General features: G+C 40.5%; 17 protein-coding genes. 3 read left to right on the forward strand and 14 right to left on the reverse strand.

Translation table 11 applies throughout. The features are described 5' to 3' along the window. Positions 1–42: 42 nt before the first annotated feature. A complete protein-coding gene (locus NL111_RS07275) occupies positions 43–1395 on the reverse strand; it encodes a glucose-6-phosphate isomerase (protein ID WP_002832169.1) in 1353 nt (450 codons plus the stop codon). 268 nt (positions 1396–1663) lie between these two features. After that, a complete protein-coding gene (locus NL111_RS07280) occupies positions 1664–2533 on the reverse strand; it encodes a GRP family sugar transporter (RefSeq protein ID WP_002832171.1) in 870 nt (289 codons plus the stop codon). A gap of 284 nt (positions 2534–2817) precedes the next feature. Between NL111_RS07280 and fba the strand changes: the two genes are divergently transcribed. Then, complete coding sequence (gene fba / locus NL111_RS07285; RefSeq protein ID WP_002832174.1) at positions 2818–3681, forward strand: class II fructose-1,6-bisphosphate aldolase; 864 nt, start codon at positions 2818–2820, stop codon at positions 3679–3681. Positions 3682–3878: 197 nt separating this feature from the next. On the opposite strand, the gene NL111_RS07290 is transcribed toward fba, so the two are convergent. Both NL111_RS07290 and NL111_RS07295 read right to left on the reverse strand, forming a co-directional pair. Then, positions 3879–5321 carry an ATP-binding protein gene (locus NL111_RS07290; protein ID WP_002832175.1) on the reverse strand — a complete coding sequence of 481 codons (1443 nt, stop codon included), beginning with the start codon at positions 5319–5321 and terminating at the stop codon, positions 3879–3881. Between the two features lie 3 nt (positions 5322–5324). Beyond that, positions 5325–6047, reverse strand: a complete 723-nt coding sequence (locus NL111_RS07295; RefSeq protein WP_002832176.1) for a winged helix-turn-helix domain-containing protein — start codon at positions 6045–6047, stop codon at positions 5325–5327. A 103-nt stretch (positions 6048–6150) separates the two neighbouring features. Between NL111_RS07295 and NL111_RS07300 the strand changes: the two genes are divergently transcribed. Then, positions 6151–6285 carry a hypothetical protein gene (locus tag NL111_RS07300; protein ID WP_285110101.1) on the forward strand — a complete coding sequence of 45 codons (135 nt, stop codon included), beginning with the start codon at positions 6151–6153 and terminating at the stop codon, positions 6283–6285. A 421-nt stretch (positions 6286–6706) separates the two neighbouring features. Here NL111_RS07300 and NL111_RS07305 read toward each other — a convergent pair whose 3' ends face one another. The 7 genes from NL111_RS07305 to gnd form a co-directional block, all read right to left on the reverse strand. Beyond that, entirely contained in the window at positions 6707–7249 is a 543-nt protein-coding gene (locus NL111_RS07305) for an SAV1803-related protein (RefSeq protein WP_053906393.1), read from the reverse strand. A gap of 202 nt (positions 7250–7451) precedes the next feature. Further along, entirely contained in the window at positions 7452–8138 is a 687-nt protein-coding gene (apf, locus tag NL111_RS07310; RefSeq protein ID WP_002832178.1) for an aggregation-promoting factor, read from the reverse strand. Positions 8139–8375: 237 nt separating this feature from the next. Continuing rightward, positions 8376–9020 (reverse strand): LysM peptidoglycan-binding domain-containing protein, encoded by a 645-nt coding sequence (locus NL111_RS07315; RefSeq protein WP_004165473.1) that lies wholly within the window; start codon positions 9018–9020, stop codon positions 8376–8378. A gap of 464 nt (positions 9021–9484) precedes the next feature. Further along, positions 9485–10474, reverse strand: a complete 990-nt coding sequence (locus tag NL111_RS07320) for an alpha/beta hydrolase (protein WP_002832180.1) — start codon at positions 10472–10474, stop codon at positions 9485–9487. Positions 10475–10792: 318 nt separating this feature from the next. Further along, the gene (locus NL111_RS07325) at positions 10793–12145 is read right to left on the reverse strand and encodes a gluconate:H+ symporter (protein WP_058120914.1); all 1353 of its coding nucleotides are present in this window, start codon (positions 12143–12145) and stop codon (positions 10793–10795) included. A gap of 181 nt (positions 12146–12326) precedes the next feature. Continuing rightward, complete coding sequence (gene gntK / locus NL111_RS07330) at positions 12327–13898, reverse strand: gluconokinase (RefSeq protein ID WP_004166061.1); 1572 nt, start codon at positions 13896–13898, stop codon at positions 12327–12329. A gap of 3 nt (positions 13899–13901) precedes the next feature. Further along, complete coding sequence (gene gnd / locus NL111_RS07335; RefSeq protein ID WP_285110102.1) at positions 13902–14804, reverse strand: phosphogluconate dehydrogenase (NAD(+)-dependent, decarboxylating); 903 nt, start codon at positions 14802–14804, stop codon at positions 13902–13904. Positions 14805–14954: 150 nt separating this feature from the next. Here gnd and NL111_RS07340 point away from each other — a divergent pair, with 150 nt between their 5' ends. Further along, positions 14955–15797 carry a MurR/RpiR family transcriptional regulator gene (locus NL111_RS07340; protein WP_004166062.1) on the forward strand — a complete coding sequence of 281 codons (843 nt, stop codon included), beginning with the start codon at positions 14955–14957 and terminating at the stop codon, positions 15795–15797. Between the two features lie 234 nt (positions 15798–16031). Here the strand turns inward: NL111_RS07340 and NL111_RS07345 are convergent, their stop codons facing one another. The 3 genes from NL111_RS07345 to NL111_RS07355 all read right to left on the reverse strand — a co-directional run bounded on the left by NL111_RS07345 (position 16032) and on the right by NL111_RS07355 (position 18680). Next, entirely contained in the window at positions 16032–16268 is a 237-nt protein-coding gene (locus NL111_RS07345) for a hypothetical protein (protein WP_285110103.1), read from the reverse strand. Between the two features lie 125 nt (positions 16269–16393). Next, positions 16394–17242: a hypothetical protein gene (locus NL111_RS07350; protein WP_285110104.1), complete on the reverse strand. Its 849-nt coding sequence runs from the start codon at positions 17240–17242 to the stop codon at positions 16394–16396. Beyond that, positions 17232–18680 carry a glycosyltransferase gene (locus NL111_RS07355; RefSeq protein ID WP_285110105.1) on the reverse strand — a complete coding sequence of 483 codons (1449 nt, stop codon included), beginning with the start codon at positions 18678–18680 and terminating at the stop codon, positions 17232–17234. The genes NL111_RS07350 and NL111_RS07355 overlap by 11 nt, the downstream gene beginning before the upstream one ends. Positions 18681–18715: the final 35 nt, after the last annotated feature.

Raw genomic sequence — 18715 nt, forward strand, 5'->3', positions numbered from 1 at the left:
TAAATTGCGATCAGGATTTTTAAATACTAGCCTAGTTTAAAATTATTTTAAACGAGCATTTAATTCTTCAGTCTTATCTTCGTAACCTGGTTTACCAAGTAAAGCAAACATGTTGGACTTGTATGCTTCAACACCTGGTTGGTTGAATGGGTTGATTCCGTTCAAGTAACCAGAAACGGCAACGGCTGCTTCAAAGAAGTAAATCATGTAACCAAGCGTGTAAGCAGTTTGGTCAGGGATATTAAGCGTCATTACTGGTACGCCACCATCGTTGTGTGCAAGGGTAACCCCTTGGTAAGCTTTCTTATTAACTTCGTCCATTGTCCGACCTTCTAGGTAACGGAGACCATCAAGGTTTTCTGCTTCCTTAGGAATGTCGATGTCATGGTTTGGCTTTTCAACGTTAATTACAGTTTCCATTAAGTCGCGACGACCTTCTTGGATGTATTGTCCAAGTGAGTGTAAATCAGTTGAGAAGTTCGCTGATGAAGGGTAAATGCCCTTTTGGTCCTTACCTTCGGATTCGCCCATTAATTGCTTCCACCATTCGCCAAAGTATTGTAACGTTGGTTCGTAGTTTTCAAGCAATTCGGTAGTGTACCCCTTCCGGTAAAGGATGTTCCGCAATGCGGCATACTTGTATGCGTCGTTTTTGTTAACGTCAGCATCTGTGTATTCCTTGCTTGCGTCTTCGGCACCCTTCATTAATTGATCGATGTCGCCACCAGCTACGGCAATTGGAAGTAAACCAACTGCAGAAAGTACTGAGAAACGTCCCCCGATGTCATCAGGCACAACAAATTCTTCGTAGCCTTCAGCATCTGCTTCAGTCTTCAAAGCACCTTTTGCACGGTCAGTTGTAGCGTAGATCCGTTTCTTAGCTTCTTCTTCACCGTATTTTGCAATCAATTTTTCCTTCAAAACGCGGAAAGCAATTGCAGGTTCGGTAGTTGTACCCGACTTAGAAATTACGTTGATCGAGAAGTCACGGTCACCAATCAAGTTCAAAACGTCTGCAAGGTATGTGGAACTAATTGAGTTACCAGCAAAAATTACTTGAGGTGCACCGTTACGTTGTTCCTTAGTCAACATGTTGTAGAACGTGTTGTTTAAGAAATCAATTGCGGCACGGGCTCCCAAATATGAGCCACCAATTCCGATTGCAACAAAGACTTCGGAATCTTCGCGAATCTTTTCAGCAGCTTTCTTAATCCGTGCGAATTCTTCCTTATCGTAGTTAGATGGTAAGTCTAACCAGCCCCGGAAGTCGCTTCCTGCACCAGTACCTTTGCGAACTAATTCGTCGGCAGCGGTAACCATTGGTTGGATTTCAGCAAGTTCATTTTCATGAACGAAATCAGCCACGTTGGAACTATCAAATGAAATGTGTGCCATTTTAAATACCCCTTTTATTTAGAATTCCCTACTATTATACAATAGTTTGCCAGACTTTGAAGAACTTTGGACAACTTGAAGCGGTTAAATTTTCCTTAAACAAATTAGCGTCCGTCAGCAAGTCACTTTAAAAATTAAGTTTTTCTAAAGAAAATTGGTCTATATCTTTTGTCGAATTCTACGCAAAAGCTCCTCATGTTTTTATATGATTGCATAAAAAAGACTGAGAATTTTATAATCCCAGTCTTTTTTCTTCATATTAAGATTTCTATTTTAACGTTGCTAGTAACGTTTCACCGATAATAATTAAAATCGAGCCGATAATCACGAACTGCATTTCGCGATGGGTCTTACGCTCGCCTAGTAACCAAATTGATCCGAAAGTAGAAATTACAATTCCAGCTTGTGCTAAAGAGTAGCTAATTGCTAGTCCAACTGATGGAATTGCCAAGAACATGAAGATGTTCCCGATTCCCCAAATCAAACCAGTAGTAATGTTTAAGAACGTCGGTTTCTTTGCAATTTGATCCGTTTCTTTAGCAAAGAAAACAAATAAGAAAGCTCCGAGCAACATTCCAACTGCTTGTGGGAAAATAATTGCCTTCGCATCAACATTTGCAAAACGCACGATTACCGTATAACCGATGTACCCAATCGTCGAAATTGTCAGCGCTTGAATTCCGGCTGGCATATTTTCGTCATCGTTTTCCGTCGTGGAATCGCTCTTATCTTTTAGCGACGTTAATGCCGCACCAACGATTAAAGCGATTACCGCGATGGTACCAACCATAATCATATTACCGGAAGTCCATTCGTGCCAAATCAGTACCCCTGCAAGGGCGTTCCCTGCCAACTGTAAGCCGGTTGAAATTGGCACTGTCTTAGAAACCCCAATGTGCTTCATTGAACTAAACTGGTTAAATTGCCCAACTGCCCAAAAAAGGCCAGAAATCAAACCAGCAATCCAAATCTTGCCGTTTAACGTTGGCTGGTAAATCACGAGGGTCACTAAGGAGAAAATCACCGCACCCATCGTCATTCCTAACGTTTGCTGCGACGCACTCCCGCCTAAGCGGCCACTCACTAAACCAATACTTCCCCACATAATTGCGGGAACCAAAGCGAGTAAAATATTCATATCAATATCTCCTATATATTTATCAATCTCTGTCTCTCTCATAAGACAAAGTATTATTGTACCAGTTATGAAAACGAATTCCAACATTTTTTTTGAAATAAAAATGGTATACTTCATTTTTCATTTTTTGAAACTCGTTATGAAAATAACCATTAGATGCATTAAAAGTAATCGAGTAGTTTTATGAAAACTCGTATAAAATTTTAAGGTTTTGTGCTAGAATAGAAGTGTTGCGAAGAGGAGAACTCTTTGTCTGTATAAAAATATTGGGAGGAACCAGTTTTATGTCATTTATTAATGGTACAGAAACATTTGCAGCTGCTCGTAAGGGCCACTACGCTGTAGGTGCTTTCAACACAAATAACCTTGAATGGACTCGTGCTATTCTAGCAGCAGGTCAAGAAACACACACACCAATCTTGATCCAATCATCAATGGGTGCTGCTAAGTACATGGGTGGTTACAAAGCTGTTAAGAACCTTGTTGAAAGCGAAGTAGAATCAATGGGCATCACTGTTCCAGTTATCATGCACTTAGACCATGGTAACTACGAAGCTGCTAAGGAAGCTATTGCTGCTGGATACAGCTCAGTTATGTTTGACGGTCATGACCTTGATTTCGAAGATAACTTGGTTAAAACAAAAGAAATCGTTGCTTTGGCACATGCTCAAGGTATTTCTGTTGAAGCTGAAGTTGGTTCAATCGGTGGTGAAGAAGACGGAATCGTTGGTGCTGGTGAATTAGCTGACGTTGAAGAAGCTAAGACACTTGCAGCTACAGGTGTTGACTACCTTGCCGTTGGTATTGGTAACATCCATGGTGTTTACCCTGAAAACTGGAAAGGTTTGAACTTCGATCGTCTTCAAGAATTAGCTGACGCTATCGACACACCACTTGTATTGCACGGTGGTTCAGGAATTCCTAAGGAACAAATTGTTAAGGCAATTTCAATGGGTATTTCAAAAGTTAACGTTAATACTGAACAACAAATTGCTTGGTCAGAAGCTGTTCGTAAGTACTACGAAGAAGACAATGACAAGAAGCCTAAAGGATTTGACCCTCGTAAGGTTCTTGCTTCTGGTACAGAAGCTATCAAGAACACTGTTAAGGAACGTATTGAATGGTTCAATACTCCTTCAATGTGGTAAAAATAAACCTTTAATTAAAAAGCTTGGCGGATTTATTCGTCAGGCTTTTTTCTTTGTCACAAAATCAAGCCCCACTGTTTAACTAAATGGCAGCAAAAATAAAAGGAGTTGTCCAAGAACCTAAAGATTCTCGCCAACTCCTTAGTATATCGCCTTTAACGATGTTGCAACGTACCCTATATTTACAACCCAAGCCCCTATTGATCTTCGGATGCTTTAGGAAAATGCAATTTAAAGGTGGTCCCCCGGCCTGGCGCGCTTGAAACTTCAATTTTACCGCCGTGAATTTGGACTAGTTCGTGCACGATTGCCATCCCCAAACCAGATTCACCCTTCGTCTGGATTCGCGAAGCATCTGCTTTGTAGTACCGTTCCCAAATATTTTTAATTTGATCCTCGGTCATTCCAATCCCGTTATCGCTAATTTGAATATTGGTTCCGTCACTTGCATTCTGCGCACGCACCGTGATTTGGCCGTTTTGGGTAAATTGAATCCCGTTTTGCACAATGTTGAATAGAATTTGAATTAACCGGTCGGGATCTGCGTACACCACCACGTCACTATTCATCTCTACTATAAGCTGGTCATTTTCCTTTTCCGCCTTTTTACCCAGCTGTTCTACTACGCGAAGAACAGCTTGTTTTAAGTTAACCATCTGGCAATCTAGTTTAATTTTATTGGTGCGAATTCGCTCATAATCTAAGTTGTCGTTAACCAACCGAATCAATCGCTTAGTTTCCCTTTGCATCAGTCGAATGCTTTCTTCCTTACTATCTTCCGGAATGGCGTCGTATTCTAAGCCCTCTAAAAGACCGTTAATTGTCGTTAACGGTGTGCGCATTTCATGAGCCGCATCCGCCATAAAAGCTCGCCGTCGTTCTTCTTGACGCTTAATTTCATCATTAGATTCTTTAAGTGACTTAGTCATTAAGTTAAAATCGGCACTTAACTCGCCAATTTCGTCCTGTCGACCAGGATCCAGCTGCACCTCAAAATCCCCTTCGGTAACTCGGTGAGCTGCTTGACGAATCTTTTGAATCCGGCGAACCATGTACCGGGATAAGAAATAGGAAGCCACGATTGCTACCAGGATTGCTAAGCCAAACGTGACTAACAAGTTCTTCTGTACCTGTTGAATATCAGCCTGCACCCTTGCCAAGGGGGAGCCCACCGCAATTACACAAATTAACTTTCCTTGACGGTCAAAATACGGTTTTTTAAGCTCCGTCATGGTGATTCGGTGTTTTACCTGCCCGACCGCCATGCGGGATTCTTGACGAAGAATATTACCCTTGTTCAACTCTCGCCACTGTTTTTTACTGATTTGCGTCGCGGTATTGTCATTAGGGTAGCTAACCCGTTCGCCATTTTCCGTATAAATGGTGAAATGAATGTGCTGATTATTTAATAAACGCTCCATCCCCATCAATTGATCTACCCGAACGGTCGTCACCGACGAATCTTGTGGGTCTAGGACTACCGATTGCTGGAAAATGCTATCTGCATATTCTTGCAAAGAATGCCACTTAGTGCGGTAAACTGAATCACGTGTAAATTGAATAAATACTAAACCAACAATTAGTAGCGTCGCCACGGTTACCGCTAAGAAGGCCATCATTTGTTGAAAAAACAACTTCATTAGTTATCCCTCGTCAATTTTACTATCATCGAATTTGTAACCAACGCCCCAAACCGTTTGCACTACTTGTGGGCCTACTGCCTCAAGTTTTTGTCGAAGCTTTTTAATGTGAGCGTCCACGGTTCGTTCATCACCATAATACTCGTAATCCCACACCATTTGTAATAATTGCTCCCGGGAGAAAACTTGCATTGGCTTTTGCGCCAAGGTTTTTAGTAGATCAAACTCCTTCGGCGTCAAATCTGAAATTAATTTTCCGTCTAAATAGACTTCGCGGGTTGCCGTGCTAATCTTTAAGTGCGCCGTCCGCACGTCGAATTTACCAGCCTGTTGCTCCGCATTACTATTGTGTTTATTCATCAAGACCCGGCGGTGTAATGCCTTAATCCTTGCAATCAGAGTAATTGGGCTAAATGGTTTAGTAATGTACTCGTCTGCTCCCATTTCTAACCCTAATACTTGGTCACTTTCAGAGTCTCGGGCAGTCAACATTATTAGCGGCACTGTACGTGAAGTCCGTCGTAATTCTGCTGCCACTTCCATTCCATCTTTTCCTGGTAAATTTAAATCCAGCAAAACAATGTCCCATTGTTGCGGATCCGCCTTAAAAATTTCTAACGCCTTGACCCCGTCATAAGCAAAAGTAACTTTCCACTTTTCCTTCTTAAAAAACATTCCCATCATATCAGAAACTGATTTATTATCTTCAATCATTAATATCTGCATTGAAATTCCTCCAATTTCATTTACATCACTCAGTATAGTCTTTTTAATCGAAAAATTTATGAAAAATACGGAAAAAGACCCTTAGTTTTGGCCGTCCCCTTTTATGATAACGAAATTAAAGGCGCAAAAACACCTTAAAAAAGTCGCTTTTAACGTTCAACAAGTGGGCAGACCACGTAATGCTTCAATTGACGCAAACCGTCCGAATACAGGCATTATCGCTAAAATGCTATATTAGACTCCTTACTAAATCGTTCTCCATCGCATTTTCTTTAAAATCTAGATAAAATTATAAAAAGCTAAAAATCCTTTCAAGAACGAAAATTTTCCAAAAATCATTTTGCTGTCTTGGCTTTAATAACGCCCAAACTTACGTAAAAAGGCATTTTATACTGCTTAACTAAAAATCGACCATTATGCCCAAATTCGGCATAATGATCGATGTCTTAGTTAGTGCTCACAAACTTCTCTGATCTTTTTTCCACTCTACAATTATTAAATTTGTTGACAATTATGCTTGATCTAAACATTGATTGTCACATAATTTCGACATAATTTTCGTTAGCAATTATCGGTTAAATTTAATTCTTACTTACGAGCGTTACTATTCAAAATAGCTTTGCACCGTTTATTAATCGAGTAATGCTATTTTGGAAATCCTACACCGTCCCTAAAAACCCCATTACCTTATCTAAAAGTTGCTCGGTTTCCTCGCTGGGTAAAAATGCCCTTTGTTTAATTACTTTTTTCCATTTTGTTTTTGGCTCCAATTTTCTCGAATAAAAGTTGATGACGTCTGGCGCTAAGACTACCCGAAATTCCGTTTCTCCAAACTGATTACCAGTTTCTTTCATGATTAACGCCTGCAAAAGCAAGTGTTCGAATAGATCGCAATAAACTAGTTGTTCTTTTTGCTGGAGTTCGAAGGAGTATTGATATTTTTTTATCCATTCTAGATCCGCTAAATGCTCATGATGATTTTCATTTACGTGATGACAATATAAACCTAACGCTGTTTTTGAAAAATTTCCTTTTTCTGGGAATTTTATTTTCCCATTCAAAAACCGCTCATAAGACTTCTCGCGAAAATAGTCGTCTTCCACCATTCCATACTTTTCTTTTAACTGTGCTACCGCTTCCGCGTAGCTATTTTCCAACAGTGATTCGTAGTACGCAAGTTTAACTCCATATTCCTTATCCATCCACGCATCTCCTAACGGGTTATTTTAAAACTATTTTTCCTAGGCACAGCCAGCAACCATTACTATCTCAGCATTGAAGTGCCTTCTTTGATAACCAGGTTTCCACTTCTAAACGAAAACAGAGACCAGAATTTCGTAAATTCTGGTCTCTGCCATGGTTTGGGACTATTTTCCCAGTTTTTAACGTATAAATATTTTTATTTTAGTACCAACCTTGTGATACCCAAGCGTTCTTAGCAGCACTCCAGCTACCGTAACGTGACTTAACGTAGTTGTCAGCAACACGTTCTTGGTTAGCTGCGGAGTAGTCACCATTTAAGTATGATGAAGATAATTGATACTTACCAACGTATTGCCCGTTACGAGCTGTGTATGAACCACCTGATTCGCGCGCAGCGATCCAAGCTTTAGCAGCAGCTTCATTGCCAGTTGCGTTTGATGAGTATGAGCGATTGTTGTTAGTTGTGCTTGCTTGACGAACTGGAGCAGCCTTTTGAACAGGTGCTTGGCTAGTTTGCGTTTGTGCTTGAGTTTGAGTTTGAGTTGTTTGTGCTTGGCTTGCGCCAGCAGCGTTTGTGTTTTGCTTTACTTCAGGAAGTTGTTGAACATCTTTGTTTGTAGCTTGCTTGATGTCACCATCGTTAGTGATCTTCAACTTTTGACCAACGTAAATTACGTTTACGTCAGCAATGTTGTTAGCCTTAGCGATGGTGTTGTAATCACCGTTTAAGCCAAATGAGTAACTAATTTCTGAGAGTGTATCGCCAGATTTTACTGTGTAAATTTCATCAGCGCTAGCACTACCACTGGTAGTAATCATAGCAGCACCAATTGCGGCACCAGAAAGTAATGCGATTGACATTTTAGAAATTTTACTTTTAATTGACATTTAATTATTTCTCCTTATTTTTAAAAACACTTTTTTCTTCTTTGTTTCAACATCAGTAACTTTACACGATGATTATTACAGAACTATTTTCGAATTCTGATAAATCACTGAAATTTTGTAAAGTTAAGTAACATTTTGTAACAAACCAACCCGTTAGCCTTGCTATCATTGCTTTTTTACGCTTAGGTTAATTGTCAAAAATGAAATATTATTTTCTAAGATCCGATATTTATCAGCTTATTCTCCCCAAGCTGATAAACCTTGTGCGTTATAAACGTTAGTTGCCATGTTGATTTGTTCAGCAACTGACATTCCAGCATGTTCACCGTGACCTAATAATTGGAACAAACCGTAAGCTCCGGAAGAAGCGTTAGATACGTTAGCGTTCCCGCCAGATTCACGCATGATAATTTGTTGCCACTTAGCAGCAGAAACTCCCGTCCGGGATGCCATTTCGTTAGCAACTGAAGATACTGAGCTGTTTCCACTGTAACTTGCTGTTTTAGTAGAAGTTGCCTTTGGTGTAGCAGTCTTTGCAGGAGTTGCTTGCTTAGTAGCTGCTGCAGCATTAGTATCTTTATCAACTTCTGGAAGCGACTTGATTTCTGACTTAGTAGCCTTTTGAATGCTTCCGTTATCCTTAATTACTAATTTTTGACCAACCGTAATGAAGTTAACGTCTTTAATGTGGTTAGCTTGTGCGATTGCATCGTAGTTACCGTTAAGGTTAAACGCGTAGCTGATTTCTGAAAGAGTATCACCAGATTTTACAGTGTAAATTTCGTCCGCATTTGCACTACCACTTGTAATTGCCGTTGCACCGATTGCTGCACCCGCAAGTAAAGCAATAGATAGTTTTGAAAATTTACTTTTGATTGACATATAGATTAAATATCTCCTTTATGTTTAAAAAATCATGTCCGTGTTTCTTTCGTTTCAACAGGTTATTACTTTACCGAACCTATATTACAAACATATTGGGATATTTTGGGAAATAGGGATATTTTGTAAGATTCTGTAACATTTTGTAATAAAAACTCCGTCATCCCCCAACAAATTAGGATTCCATCCTTACAGAGATATTTGCAAAATGAAATATTTTTTTTGCAAAAAGCCTTATTTCTGCCTTTTTTCTCCTAAATTCCCATAAATAAAGCGTTTTCTGTACAAGACTTCTTAGCGGATTTTTTATAAAAAAACGTGATAGAGAAACTAAAAAAGACTTCCCAAGAAGCTAAAAATCCTTGAAAAGTCCCTCTAATTTATCAAACATCACAGCGCTAAACCTTGTATCCATAGTCAATTTATATTGTATTAGACGGTCGCCGGCTAACCAGATCCACCAGCTAATCTAAGTTTTTTAAAAAATCTTGTGTATTCTCGAAACATTCTTTACCAGCCCGGCTATCCAAATCAAACTGGTATTCATGGTTAACTTTTCGTCCTTTACCGAAAAATAACGCCTGCGTAGCCACTCCTTCCTCACGTAATTTATGGTATAGCTCTTTTCCTTGGGCTTCAAAAGATCCATTATTACCATCTGTAATAAAAATCGGTGGGAATTGCTTATTCACGTAATTCACCGTGGAAACCAACCGCCCCTTTGCCGAACTTTTCCAATCCTTGTCGCCTAGGTATGCCCAGCCGACTTGATTAACAAAAAGTTTCGTCATGGTATCTACGTGCTTTTTATTTACCATTTGTTTAATATCATACGGCCCACAGTATAATAATCCGCCAACAATTTTTACATCTCTCAAATGGTGATAATTTATTGCGGTAGCTAGCTGATGGTTACACTGCGCGGCAATTACTTGAGACGCAATATGGGCCCCAGCTGAATCACCACCGACGACTACTTTTTGCACATTTAATTGTTTTGCATAGTTACGATGCACGAATTGAATGGCTTCCCGCATCTGGTTCACTTGGGTGGGATACTGGCGATCCGGAGCAAGCGTGTAGTTAATTGACACGACGTTATACCCATTTGCCGCCATTTTCGTGGCCCAATAAGTGGTTCCCGACTTATCGCCAGCAACAAAGGCACCCCCGTGCGCCCAAATAATCGTTGGTTTAGTACGGTTATCCTTTTTATAAAAAATATCCATGGTGTTTTTAGCGGATTGCGATGAATATCTGACATCCTTTTTAATGGAAATCTGATCCCGATAACCCTGATACGCGCGTGGCCTAATTGCAGCTTCGTCTTTTGCAGCGTGATTTAAAAAGAAGACGAATGGTCTCGGAGAAACATTAATTGCAATAGCAATCGCTAAGCCAGCTCCCCCAATTAAGATTAGTAAATATTTGATGATGCGCTTAAAAAGCTTCATGCCTACTCCCCTAACTTTACTACTGTATCCTAAATAAATTATTCACCGTTCTTTGGATTATTAAATTACGTTGATTGTTCCGTAATAACGTAGTTTTTAACTCTAAAATCCATCTTATCAAAAACTTTCTTTCCTATATAGTAGTCTCCAACAATATGATGATTTTTTGCTAAACACCCTTTGTTGATGTAAATAGTCGGCTTGATGCAAATTAAAAGGACTTGGCCATTTTTAACCAAATCCTTTAATTGTTCTACCTATTAAATTATTTTTTTAGATTGTAATTATTTTTCAACGTGAGTACCATCTGTAATTGCGTTATACCACTAAACTCAGAACCAATACTCCTGCTAAGCCTACTACGGAAATTACCGTTTCGAGCATCGTCCACGTTAGAAGAGTTTCCTTAACAGTTAAATCAAAATACTCTTTAAACATCCAAAATCCAGAATCGTTAACATGACTAGCCGCTAAACTACCTGCTCCAACAGAAAGAACCATCAGTGCGGGATCGATTCCCGCTCCTTGCATCAAAGGTAGTACCAAGCCTGCCGCGGTGAGGGCTGAAACGGTAGCTGATCCTAGTGCCACCCGCAAAATCACGGCAATTAGCCAACCTAAAATTAATGGTGAAATGCTTGAAGAAGCAAACGCCGTTTTAATGGCGTCGCCCACTCCCCCGTCAATCAAAACTTGCTTGAAGGCACCGCCCCCACCAATTACGAGGAGTAACATCGCGATTGACTTTACCGCGTCTTCTAAAGTATTCATAATCTCACCACTAGGAATGTTACGGTGATAACCCATTGACCAAATTGCGAATAATAAGGAAATTAACATTGCAATACTTGGCGAACCGATGAAACTAATTAAGTTGTCCAAGAAGTTTGGATGTGTAGGTGTGACCCCGTTGTGAACCACCAGGTCATAAATCGTTGTGATGGCCATCAAAATTACTGGAAATAGTGAGGTTAACACCGCCATTCCAAAACTTGGCGTCTCTGACAACTTAAATTCCTTTTGGGGACCCAAAGCCTTTAAATTACCCGTCCGTTCAAAAGCGCTTGGCACCATTTTACGTGCAACCTTAGTAAATAAAATTCCCGCAACGTAAACCGTTGGAATGGCCACGATAATTCCGTAAAGCAGTACCTTACCCGCGTTAGCATTCAAAACTGTCGCAATTGCGGTTGGTGCTGGATGGGGTGGTAAAAACCCGTGGGTAACTGATAAAGCCGTTGCCATTGGAATCCCTAGCGCGAGAACTGAAACCCCGGCTTCAGTAGCGATTGCAAACACAATTGGAACTAAGAGTACAATGCCGACTTCGAAGAACAACGCAATCCCAATAATAAAGGAAGCCACTACTACCGCCATTTGCAAGAAACGCCGGCCAAACTTATTAATTAAGGTATGGGCAATGCGATAAGCACCACCTGCGTTGGCAACTAACCGTCCTAACATTGCCCCAAAACCAAAGACTAGTGCTAATTCGCCCAGTTGACTGCCAATCCCGTTTTGAATGGTGTCCGCGATTTTACTTGCGGGCATTCCCAGTCCCAGTCCCACGACTACTGACGTAACGATCAATGAAACGTATGTGTTAAATTTAAATTTAATAATTAAAGTGAGTAATAAAATAATTCCAACAATTAGAACTATAAACTCCATTGTTTTCACTCCTTATCAGCGCTAGGTAAGCGTTTGCATGCTTTTCCAAAAATACAGGAGACTGAAAAACTTCCTATTTATAATAGTTCATTCAGTCTCCAGTTTTTTGAATCGCGGTGCTGGTAGCTTACGATTGCTACTTTTTAAAATTTCTGACTAAATTACGGCCCTACCTTGACAATTAATCTTCTTCCGCAATTCGCGCGTGAGGGTTAGGGTGTTTGCGCTGGAAGTCCGCAATGCTGTCATATTCGCCTGCTAATTCGTCCGTTAACCGGATCCAAATTGGTAATAGTTCCCGGTAAACCCCGAAGTTTTCTTGGTTAGGATGGTGTTGGTGTGTAACCCCCACCATTGATTTAACGGCACTGAGGTCGTCAATAATTCCCAAACTCTTCATTCCGATTACAACCGCTCCAAGTGCTGAACTTTCAAAACTTTCCGGAATGTTAACGTCTTGCTCGAAAATATCCGCTAGCATTTGCCGCCATAATTCGCTTCGCGCAAATCCGCCGGTGGCTTGAATTGATTTCGGTTTCCCCGCAACCCCTTCGATCATCAGCATGACCATGTAAAGGTTATAAACAATTCCCTCTAGTGCAGCCCGGACCATGTGTGCTCGGGTATGTTGCCGCGTAAGTCCAAAGAAACTGCCCCGGGCGTTAGCGTCCCAGATCGGTGCCCGTTCGCCACCTAAGTACGGGTGGAATAATAACCCGTCAGCGCCGGCGGGAATCTTAGCAGCAATGTCAGTTAAAATTTCGTATGAGTTAACTTGCATCTGTTCTGCAGTAATTTTTTCTGGAGAAAACAGCTGGTCGCGAACCCACCGGAAAACAATTCCGCCGTTATTTACCGGTCCACCAACTACCCATTTGTTATCGTCAAGGTAGTAGGTGAACAAGCGCCCACGGGGGTCGACTACCGGGTGGTCAACCACCACCCGCACCGCGCCCGAGGTACCAATTGTGACCGCCAAAACTCCTGGATCAATGGCGTTCACACCTAGATTACTTAAGGTTCCGTCACTGGCTCCTAAAATAAACGGCGTATCGGGATTGATTCCGGTCACCTCTGCGTAAGAACGGTCCATTCCAACTAATTGTTCTTCTGGGGTAACTAACTCAGGAAGTTGTTCCCGACTGATTCCAACGGTTTCTAGGGCTAAACTGTCCCAATCCTTTTCAAAAATATTAAATAAACCAGTTGCGTTGGCTAGTGAATAATCCTGGACGTATTTGCCGTATAGGCGGAACAATACGTAGTCCTTAATGCCAATAAAATGCTTAGCTTTTTTAAATAATTCTGGTTGATCTTTTTTTAACCAAAGTAACTTAACCATTGGCGACATTGGATGGGTAGGCACCCCGGTGCGCGCGTATAACTTGGCACCTAAGCCGTTTTCCTTAAGTTCTTCAGCTTCTCGGCTAGCCCGGTTGTCTGCCCACGTAATCACCCGAGTTAACGGTTGGTCGTTTTGATCCATTAAAATCAAACTGTGCATCGCACTGGAAAATGAGACCCCAGCAATTTGGTCAGCCGCAACTCGACTTTTCCGCATTACTTCCGTCAAGCCACTGATTACCGCGTCAAAAATTTCTTCCGGATCCTCTTCCGCCATGTCAGGAGTTTCTTGATACAAAGGATATGGATTATTGGCGTACGCAATCGATTTTCCCTTTAAATCAAATAAAACTACCTTGGTACTGGTAGTCCCCAAATCAACACCAATCATGTACTTCATCTGCTTCATCCCCTATTTTTCCTGATGGTCAACTGCATGACCGCCGAATTCATTTCGTAATGCCGCAACTACTTTTCCGGTCATCGTATCGTCTTTTTCCGAACGGTAACGCATCATCAATGCACTCGAAATTACCGGAGTAGGCACCCGCAACCGCAACGCCTCTTGTACCGTCCATGCTCCTTCACCAGAGCTATGCATTACACCCTTAATTTCATCTAAGTTAGCATCTTTACTAAAGGCATCTTGGGCTAGTTCCATAAGCCAGCTCCGGACCACCGAACCGTGGTTCCAAACTTTAGCAACCGCTTCGTTATCATAGTCAAATTGGCTTTCACTCAAAACTTCGAAACCTTCCCCAATTGCTTGCATCATGCCGTATTCAATTCCGTTATGCACCATCTTTAAGTAATGTCCTGAACCTGCTTTACCGGTATACAAGTAGCCATCTTCAGCGGCAATCGCTTTAAATAGGGGTTCAATTCGAGCAAAGATTGCTTGAGGCCCCCCAATCATAAAGTTACCATTTTGCCGGGCACCAGCCTTACCACCTGAGGTTCCAACATCAAAGAAGTGAATTCCTTGTTCCTTTAAAATTTCTGCATGGCGAATCGAATCTTGGTAAAACGAATTTCCACCGTCAATTACCACGTCGTCTTCGTCTAGCAACTCACTGAGCTCTTTAATTGTATCGTCAGTGGGTTTGCCAGCTGGTAGCATTGACCAAACGATTCGGGGATGCGTTAGCCCCTTCACTAAAGATTGAAGGTCGGTAACCGTCTTGATTTGGGCCTTGGTTGCCGCTTGGCGCGCCTCGGCAAACAGATCAAAAGCAACCACCTCAATTTGGTGGTCACGCATATTCTTAGCTAAGTTAAGTCCCATCTTGCCTAAACCGATTAATCCAATTTCCATAATAACCCCTCGCTTATCTTCGTATAATTAATTCCATATCCATTCTATGAAAATATTTTACATAAATCAAGCGCTTTCATGAAATTATTTTTCTGAGCTAGATTTAGTGATATACTGAACATAAGTAAACTTGATGGGAGTATCTACACAATGTCAAATTTTGCGTTACGTATTCAGGCGTGCCAAAGCAACTTTAGCGATAAAGAACGCCAATTAGCAACGTTTCTTTTAAAGAATCAAAGTCAAATTAGTCACGCCACCATTTCTGAACTAAGTCAAAAAACTGCGATTTCTACCGCGACCATTTCACGCTTCGCTAAAAATTTGGGGTTTAAAAATTTTCAGGAGCTAAAGTTAAGTCTCGCCCAGACCGAAAATTCCGATAACCTTTTTGCAGAGATTAGTCCTAGTGATTCCCCAGTCACCGTTGCCGAAAAGGTTTTTGCGGCTAACGCAGATGCTTTAAAAGCCACGGTGAAATCCCTTAGCGAAACTGACTTAGCAATCTGCGTTCAACTCTTATTAGACGCCCAGCAGGTGGGCATTTTTGGACTGGGAGCTAGTAACATTGTTGCCCTGGATGGCTATCATAAATTCCTGCGAACCCCGCTAGACGTGGTTTACGCAAATGATTTTCATATGCAAATCATGGCAGCAACTCGTCTAACTGCTAAGGACGTAATGCTTTTGATTTCGCATTCGGGCGAAGACCGGGATGCGATTGCCTTAGCTAACTTAGCGTTACAACACCAAGTTCCCTTAATTTTAATCACTAGCTCTGCAAACGCCACCCTAGCTAAAATGGCGGACGTTACCCTAATTTCGGTTGCTGAAGAAGCACTATACCGTTCCGAAGCTCTTCACGCACTAATTGCGCAGATGAGTATTATGGACGCCCTCTTTATGTCGGTAGCAATCAAGACCAACCATAAAATTGCTTTGAAAATTCACCAAGAAATTAAAAAAACTCGTAAAAATGACCCGTTGTTTTAAAACCAAAAGAGTACGAGACCAAAATTGAGTAATTTACGAGCGTTAACTAAAAATTGACCATCACACCTGAATTGGGCATGATGGTCAATTTTAGATTACGCGGAACAAACTGACTTTTGGCTCTCCTGAAGTTAAATCACAAAACAACTTTTTAAAAATCTTTTCATCCTTGAAAAGCAATCTTCAGTTTTTCCCAGCTGCTCCAGAACTTTGAAACAAAAAAATTAGCGTTTTTTAGTCGAGGCGTAATCCTTCAAACGCCTTAACCAGCATTTCACGATCCGCCTTCTTAAAGAACTTAAATTGGCTTGCTTCTAGTTCGTTAAATTCTTCAATCAACATGTACGCCGTTAAGTAACGCTTTAGTGCGTCCTTGCTTGCGCGAACATCATCGGGGTTATCTAACTTAGAGCCGCTGATTACTGCCAAAGCGAATTCATTCGGGTTAATCTTAATTTTTTTCTCAGCCATCCTTCATTCTCCTTAACGTATATATTTGTGTCTCCGGTATTATATTCCTTAGTTCCTCACTTTTCAAGTAACCAAAAAAATGAGTGGGCCTTCCTCACTAACTAAGGACTGCACCACTCATTAATTTATTGTTTAGGTTCGACTTTGGAAACATTTAAACCTAAATCAAGCATTTTCTGGTAATCTTCACTACTTACTATTACGCGTTGAACGTAGTCGATTTCATCTTCCATAATTAACTTCAGATTTCCTTTGACTTGGTCCCCATCAAAAGCAGGTTCTTCTAAGTAAAGGGTGTTCTTAGATTGCGTGTCTTTTAATGCATCTAATTCCACACCTAGATAAGTAATTCCTACTTCATCTTCCGGTTTAACAATTTTAGCAACTTGAGCAGCCTGAAATTGGGACATATTGTCATATTTCTCAATAATTTCCTTAGTTTTCGGATCTTCAATCGTAATCAGGTTAATTGAACCTTCGTACAAGTAATAACGTAACCGAACATTTTGATCATTATCAAAGAAATCAATTTCTTGGACGTTATCATCATAGTAAAAAATATTACTGAAAGGCTTACCATCAAAGGTATATTCTTCAATCATATCACGACTGCCATCTACATTAAGGAATTTGATGTCTTGCACTAACCGCCGGGTGCGGGGAAAAACTCGCATTTCTCCAATTACTACTCCGTCTTTAACAATCGTAATGACGCCGTCCCGATTCATAATTATTTCAGCACCCTGTACGGTATCCACTTTATCAAAAAATAGCGAACTGTTTTCGTCGTAATTTCTTTTAGTAACGTAATCAATAACGTTAATCATCTTGGAATATTCTTCTTTTCGCAAACGAACGAAAAGTGGTTCCGGAAATAACGTAATTAAAGTTCCATTATTTTTTTCTACGCGTTCTTTTTGGGATTTCCAGTTATCCGTTTCTGGTCGTAAGACACTTACCAACTCATAGTTCATTAATCAATTTCCTCCATTTATCAGCAATAACGTGATCACGATAGTTTTCTACAGACTTGAAGATGTCTTCCTTCATTTCTTTGATGTCTCGATCCATCAATTTTTGAATTCCCTTTTCTAATTGACTGACGTCGAAATCTAAGTCTTCTCGTTTAAAGGTCATTAAGTAACCATTTTTACCATCTTCAATTAACTCTAAAGAACCAAAACGAGCGGCAAAGGTAACTACTGGCAGCCCAGCATTTAACGCTTCAATGTAGGTTAAGCCAAATCCTTCAGAGAAGGAAGCCGAAACAAAGGCATCATACTTAGGATAAACTTCGTCAGCGTGATGAGTGAGCCCCCGCATCTTAATATATTTTTTAGCCTGAACCTTTTCAATTAGTTCTTTCAACTTCTTGTCTTCTTCGCCGGCACCGTAGATATCTAAACTAACTTTATTGCCTTGTTTATGTAAGTTAGCCACCGCTTTAACAATTAAGTCAATATGCTTTTCAGATGCTAGACGAGAAATCGTGACTAATTTAAATTCTTTGTGCGGAATGCCTTTGACTTGTTTAATTTCGTCATCCACTCCTCCAACCGGAATCGTTACAATTTCCTTTCCCCTATCCGGAAAATCAATTAATAGATCTTTTCTTTGAAGTTCGGTAGCAACCACCATTCGATCAATCCGGTCCATGTGGGTAAGCGCATATTCATAATAGTTATTCCAAAACGGTGCTTTAGGATCATCCCGATCAGCTAAATGATCCGCATGGACAATTTCCACTAGTTTCCGGTTTGGTTTTGGCATATCTTCATCCATTAAAGCAACTTCGTTCATTTCTCCACGATCTAGAACGAAGATATTCTTTCCAGAATATAACCGTTCAATTTGATGGAAAAAGTATCTCCGCAACTGGACTGAATTAGGGAAGAAGAGCTCGCCATTAGGTTGATTATATAAATGAATATTTACAATTTGATTACCTTGATCGTTGTGCGGATCCTGTAAAAATTCAAACGCAACCTTTCGCAAATTAGTCTGCGCATCATATAATTCAACCCGGTCAATTCTAACCAGTAAAGGTGGATTTTTCTTTGGATTAGGGAACTTCACATAATGCCGAACGACCCGGATTCCCGCTGAAGTAACTTTATTCTCTAATCGTAAGGTGTTCGTACTATCAATTACGTTCTTACTCTTTACTTTGGTACGCTGCTTTAAACCATGCAATGCATAATCATCACCGTAAACAAAATACTCCCAAATATTAATTACTTGGTCGTCACGTAAGTTCCATTTGTCCATCGCTTCATGTAGGTTATCAACCAGTGCCATGAAGATGAATTTATAATCTAAGTTAGCTTGGTCAAAGCGTTTTGCACGGTAAAATTGGGCATGTTCTACTCCCGAATTACCAATTCCCATTGCTTCATTAACAAAAAAATTCATATTTTTCCTCCAAAATATAGGATTTCTAAAATTAT

Origin of the sequence: Pediococcus sp. AC40, from assembly GCF_030252485.1 — a bacterium.
Lineage (GTDB): Bacteria > Bacillota > Bacilli > Lactobacillales > Lactobacillaceae > Pediococcus > Pediococcus acidilactici.

Bases quoted from the DNA above. Each gene is read 5' to 3' on its own strand.
- NL111_RS07345 (WP_285110103.1), bottom strand. From the start codon at position 16,268: ATGGCTGAGAAAAAAATTAAGATTAACCCGAATGAATTCGCTTTGGCA.
- NL111_RS07315 (WP_004165473.1), bottom strand. From the start codon at position 9,020: ATGTCAATCAAAAGTAAATTTTCAAAACTATCTATTGCTTTACTTGCG.
- NL111_RS07300 (WP_285110101.1), top strand. From the start codon at position 6,151: ATGATAACGAAATTAAAGGCGCAAAAACACCTTAAAAAAGTCGCTTTT.
- NL111_RS07295 (WP_002832176.1), bottom strand. From the start codon at position 6,047: ATGCAGATATTAATGATTGAAGATAATAAATCAGTTTCTGATATGATG.
- NL111_RS07290 (WP_002832175.1), bottom strand. From the start codon at position 5,321: ATGAAGTTGTTTTTTCAACAAATGATGGCCTTCTTAGCGGTAACCGTG.
- gntK (WP_004166061.1), bottom strand. From the start codon at position 13,898: ATGAAGCAGATGAAGTACATGATTGGTGTTGATTTGGGGACTACCAGT.
- apf (WP_002832178.1), bottom strand. From the start codon at position 8,138: ATGTCAATTAAAAGTAAAATTTCTAAAATGTCAATCGCATTACTTTCT.
- NL111_RS07280 (WP_002832171.1), bottom strand. From the start codon at position 2,533: ATGAATATTTTACTCGCTTTGGTTCCCGCAATTATGTGGGGAAGTATT.
- NL111_RS07275 (WP_002832169.1), bottom strand. From the start codon at position 1,395: ATGGCACACATTTCATTTGATAGTTCCAACGTGGCTGATTTCGTTCAT.
- NL111_RS07355 (WP_285110105.1), bottom strand. From the start codon at position 18,680: ATGAATTTTTTTGTTAATGAAGCAATGGGAATTGGTAATTCGGGAGTA.
- NL111_RS07320 (WP_002832180.1), bottom strand. From the start codon at position 10,474: ATGAAGCTTTTTAAGCGCATCATCAAATATTTACTAATCTTAATTGGG.
- fba (WP_002832174.1), top strand. From the start codon at position 2,818: ATGTCATTTATTAATGGTACAGAAACATTTGCAGCTGCTCGTAAGGGC.
- NL111_RS07350 (WP_285110104.1), bottom strand. From the start codon at position 17,242: ATGAACTATGAGTTGGTAAGTGTCTTACGACCAGAAACGGATAACTGG.
- NL111_RS07325 (WP_058120914.1), bottom strand. From the start codon at position 12,145: ATGGAGTTTATAGTTCTAATTGTTGGAATTATTTTATTACTCACTTTA.
- NL111_RS07305 (WP_053906393.1), bottom strand. From the start codon at position 7,249: ATGGATAAGGAATATGGAGTTAAACTTGCGTACTACGAATCACTGTTG.
- gnd (WP_285110102.1), bottom strand. From the start codon at position 14,804: ATGGAAATTGGATTAATCGGTTTAGGCAAGATGGGACTTAACTTAGCT.
- NL111_RS07340 (WP_004166062.1), top strand. From the start codon at position 14,955: ATGTCAAATTTTGCGTTACGTATTCAGGCGTGCCAAAGCAACTTTAGC.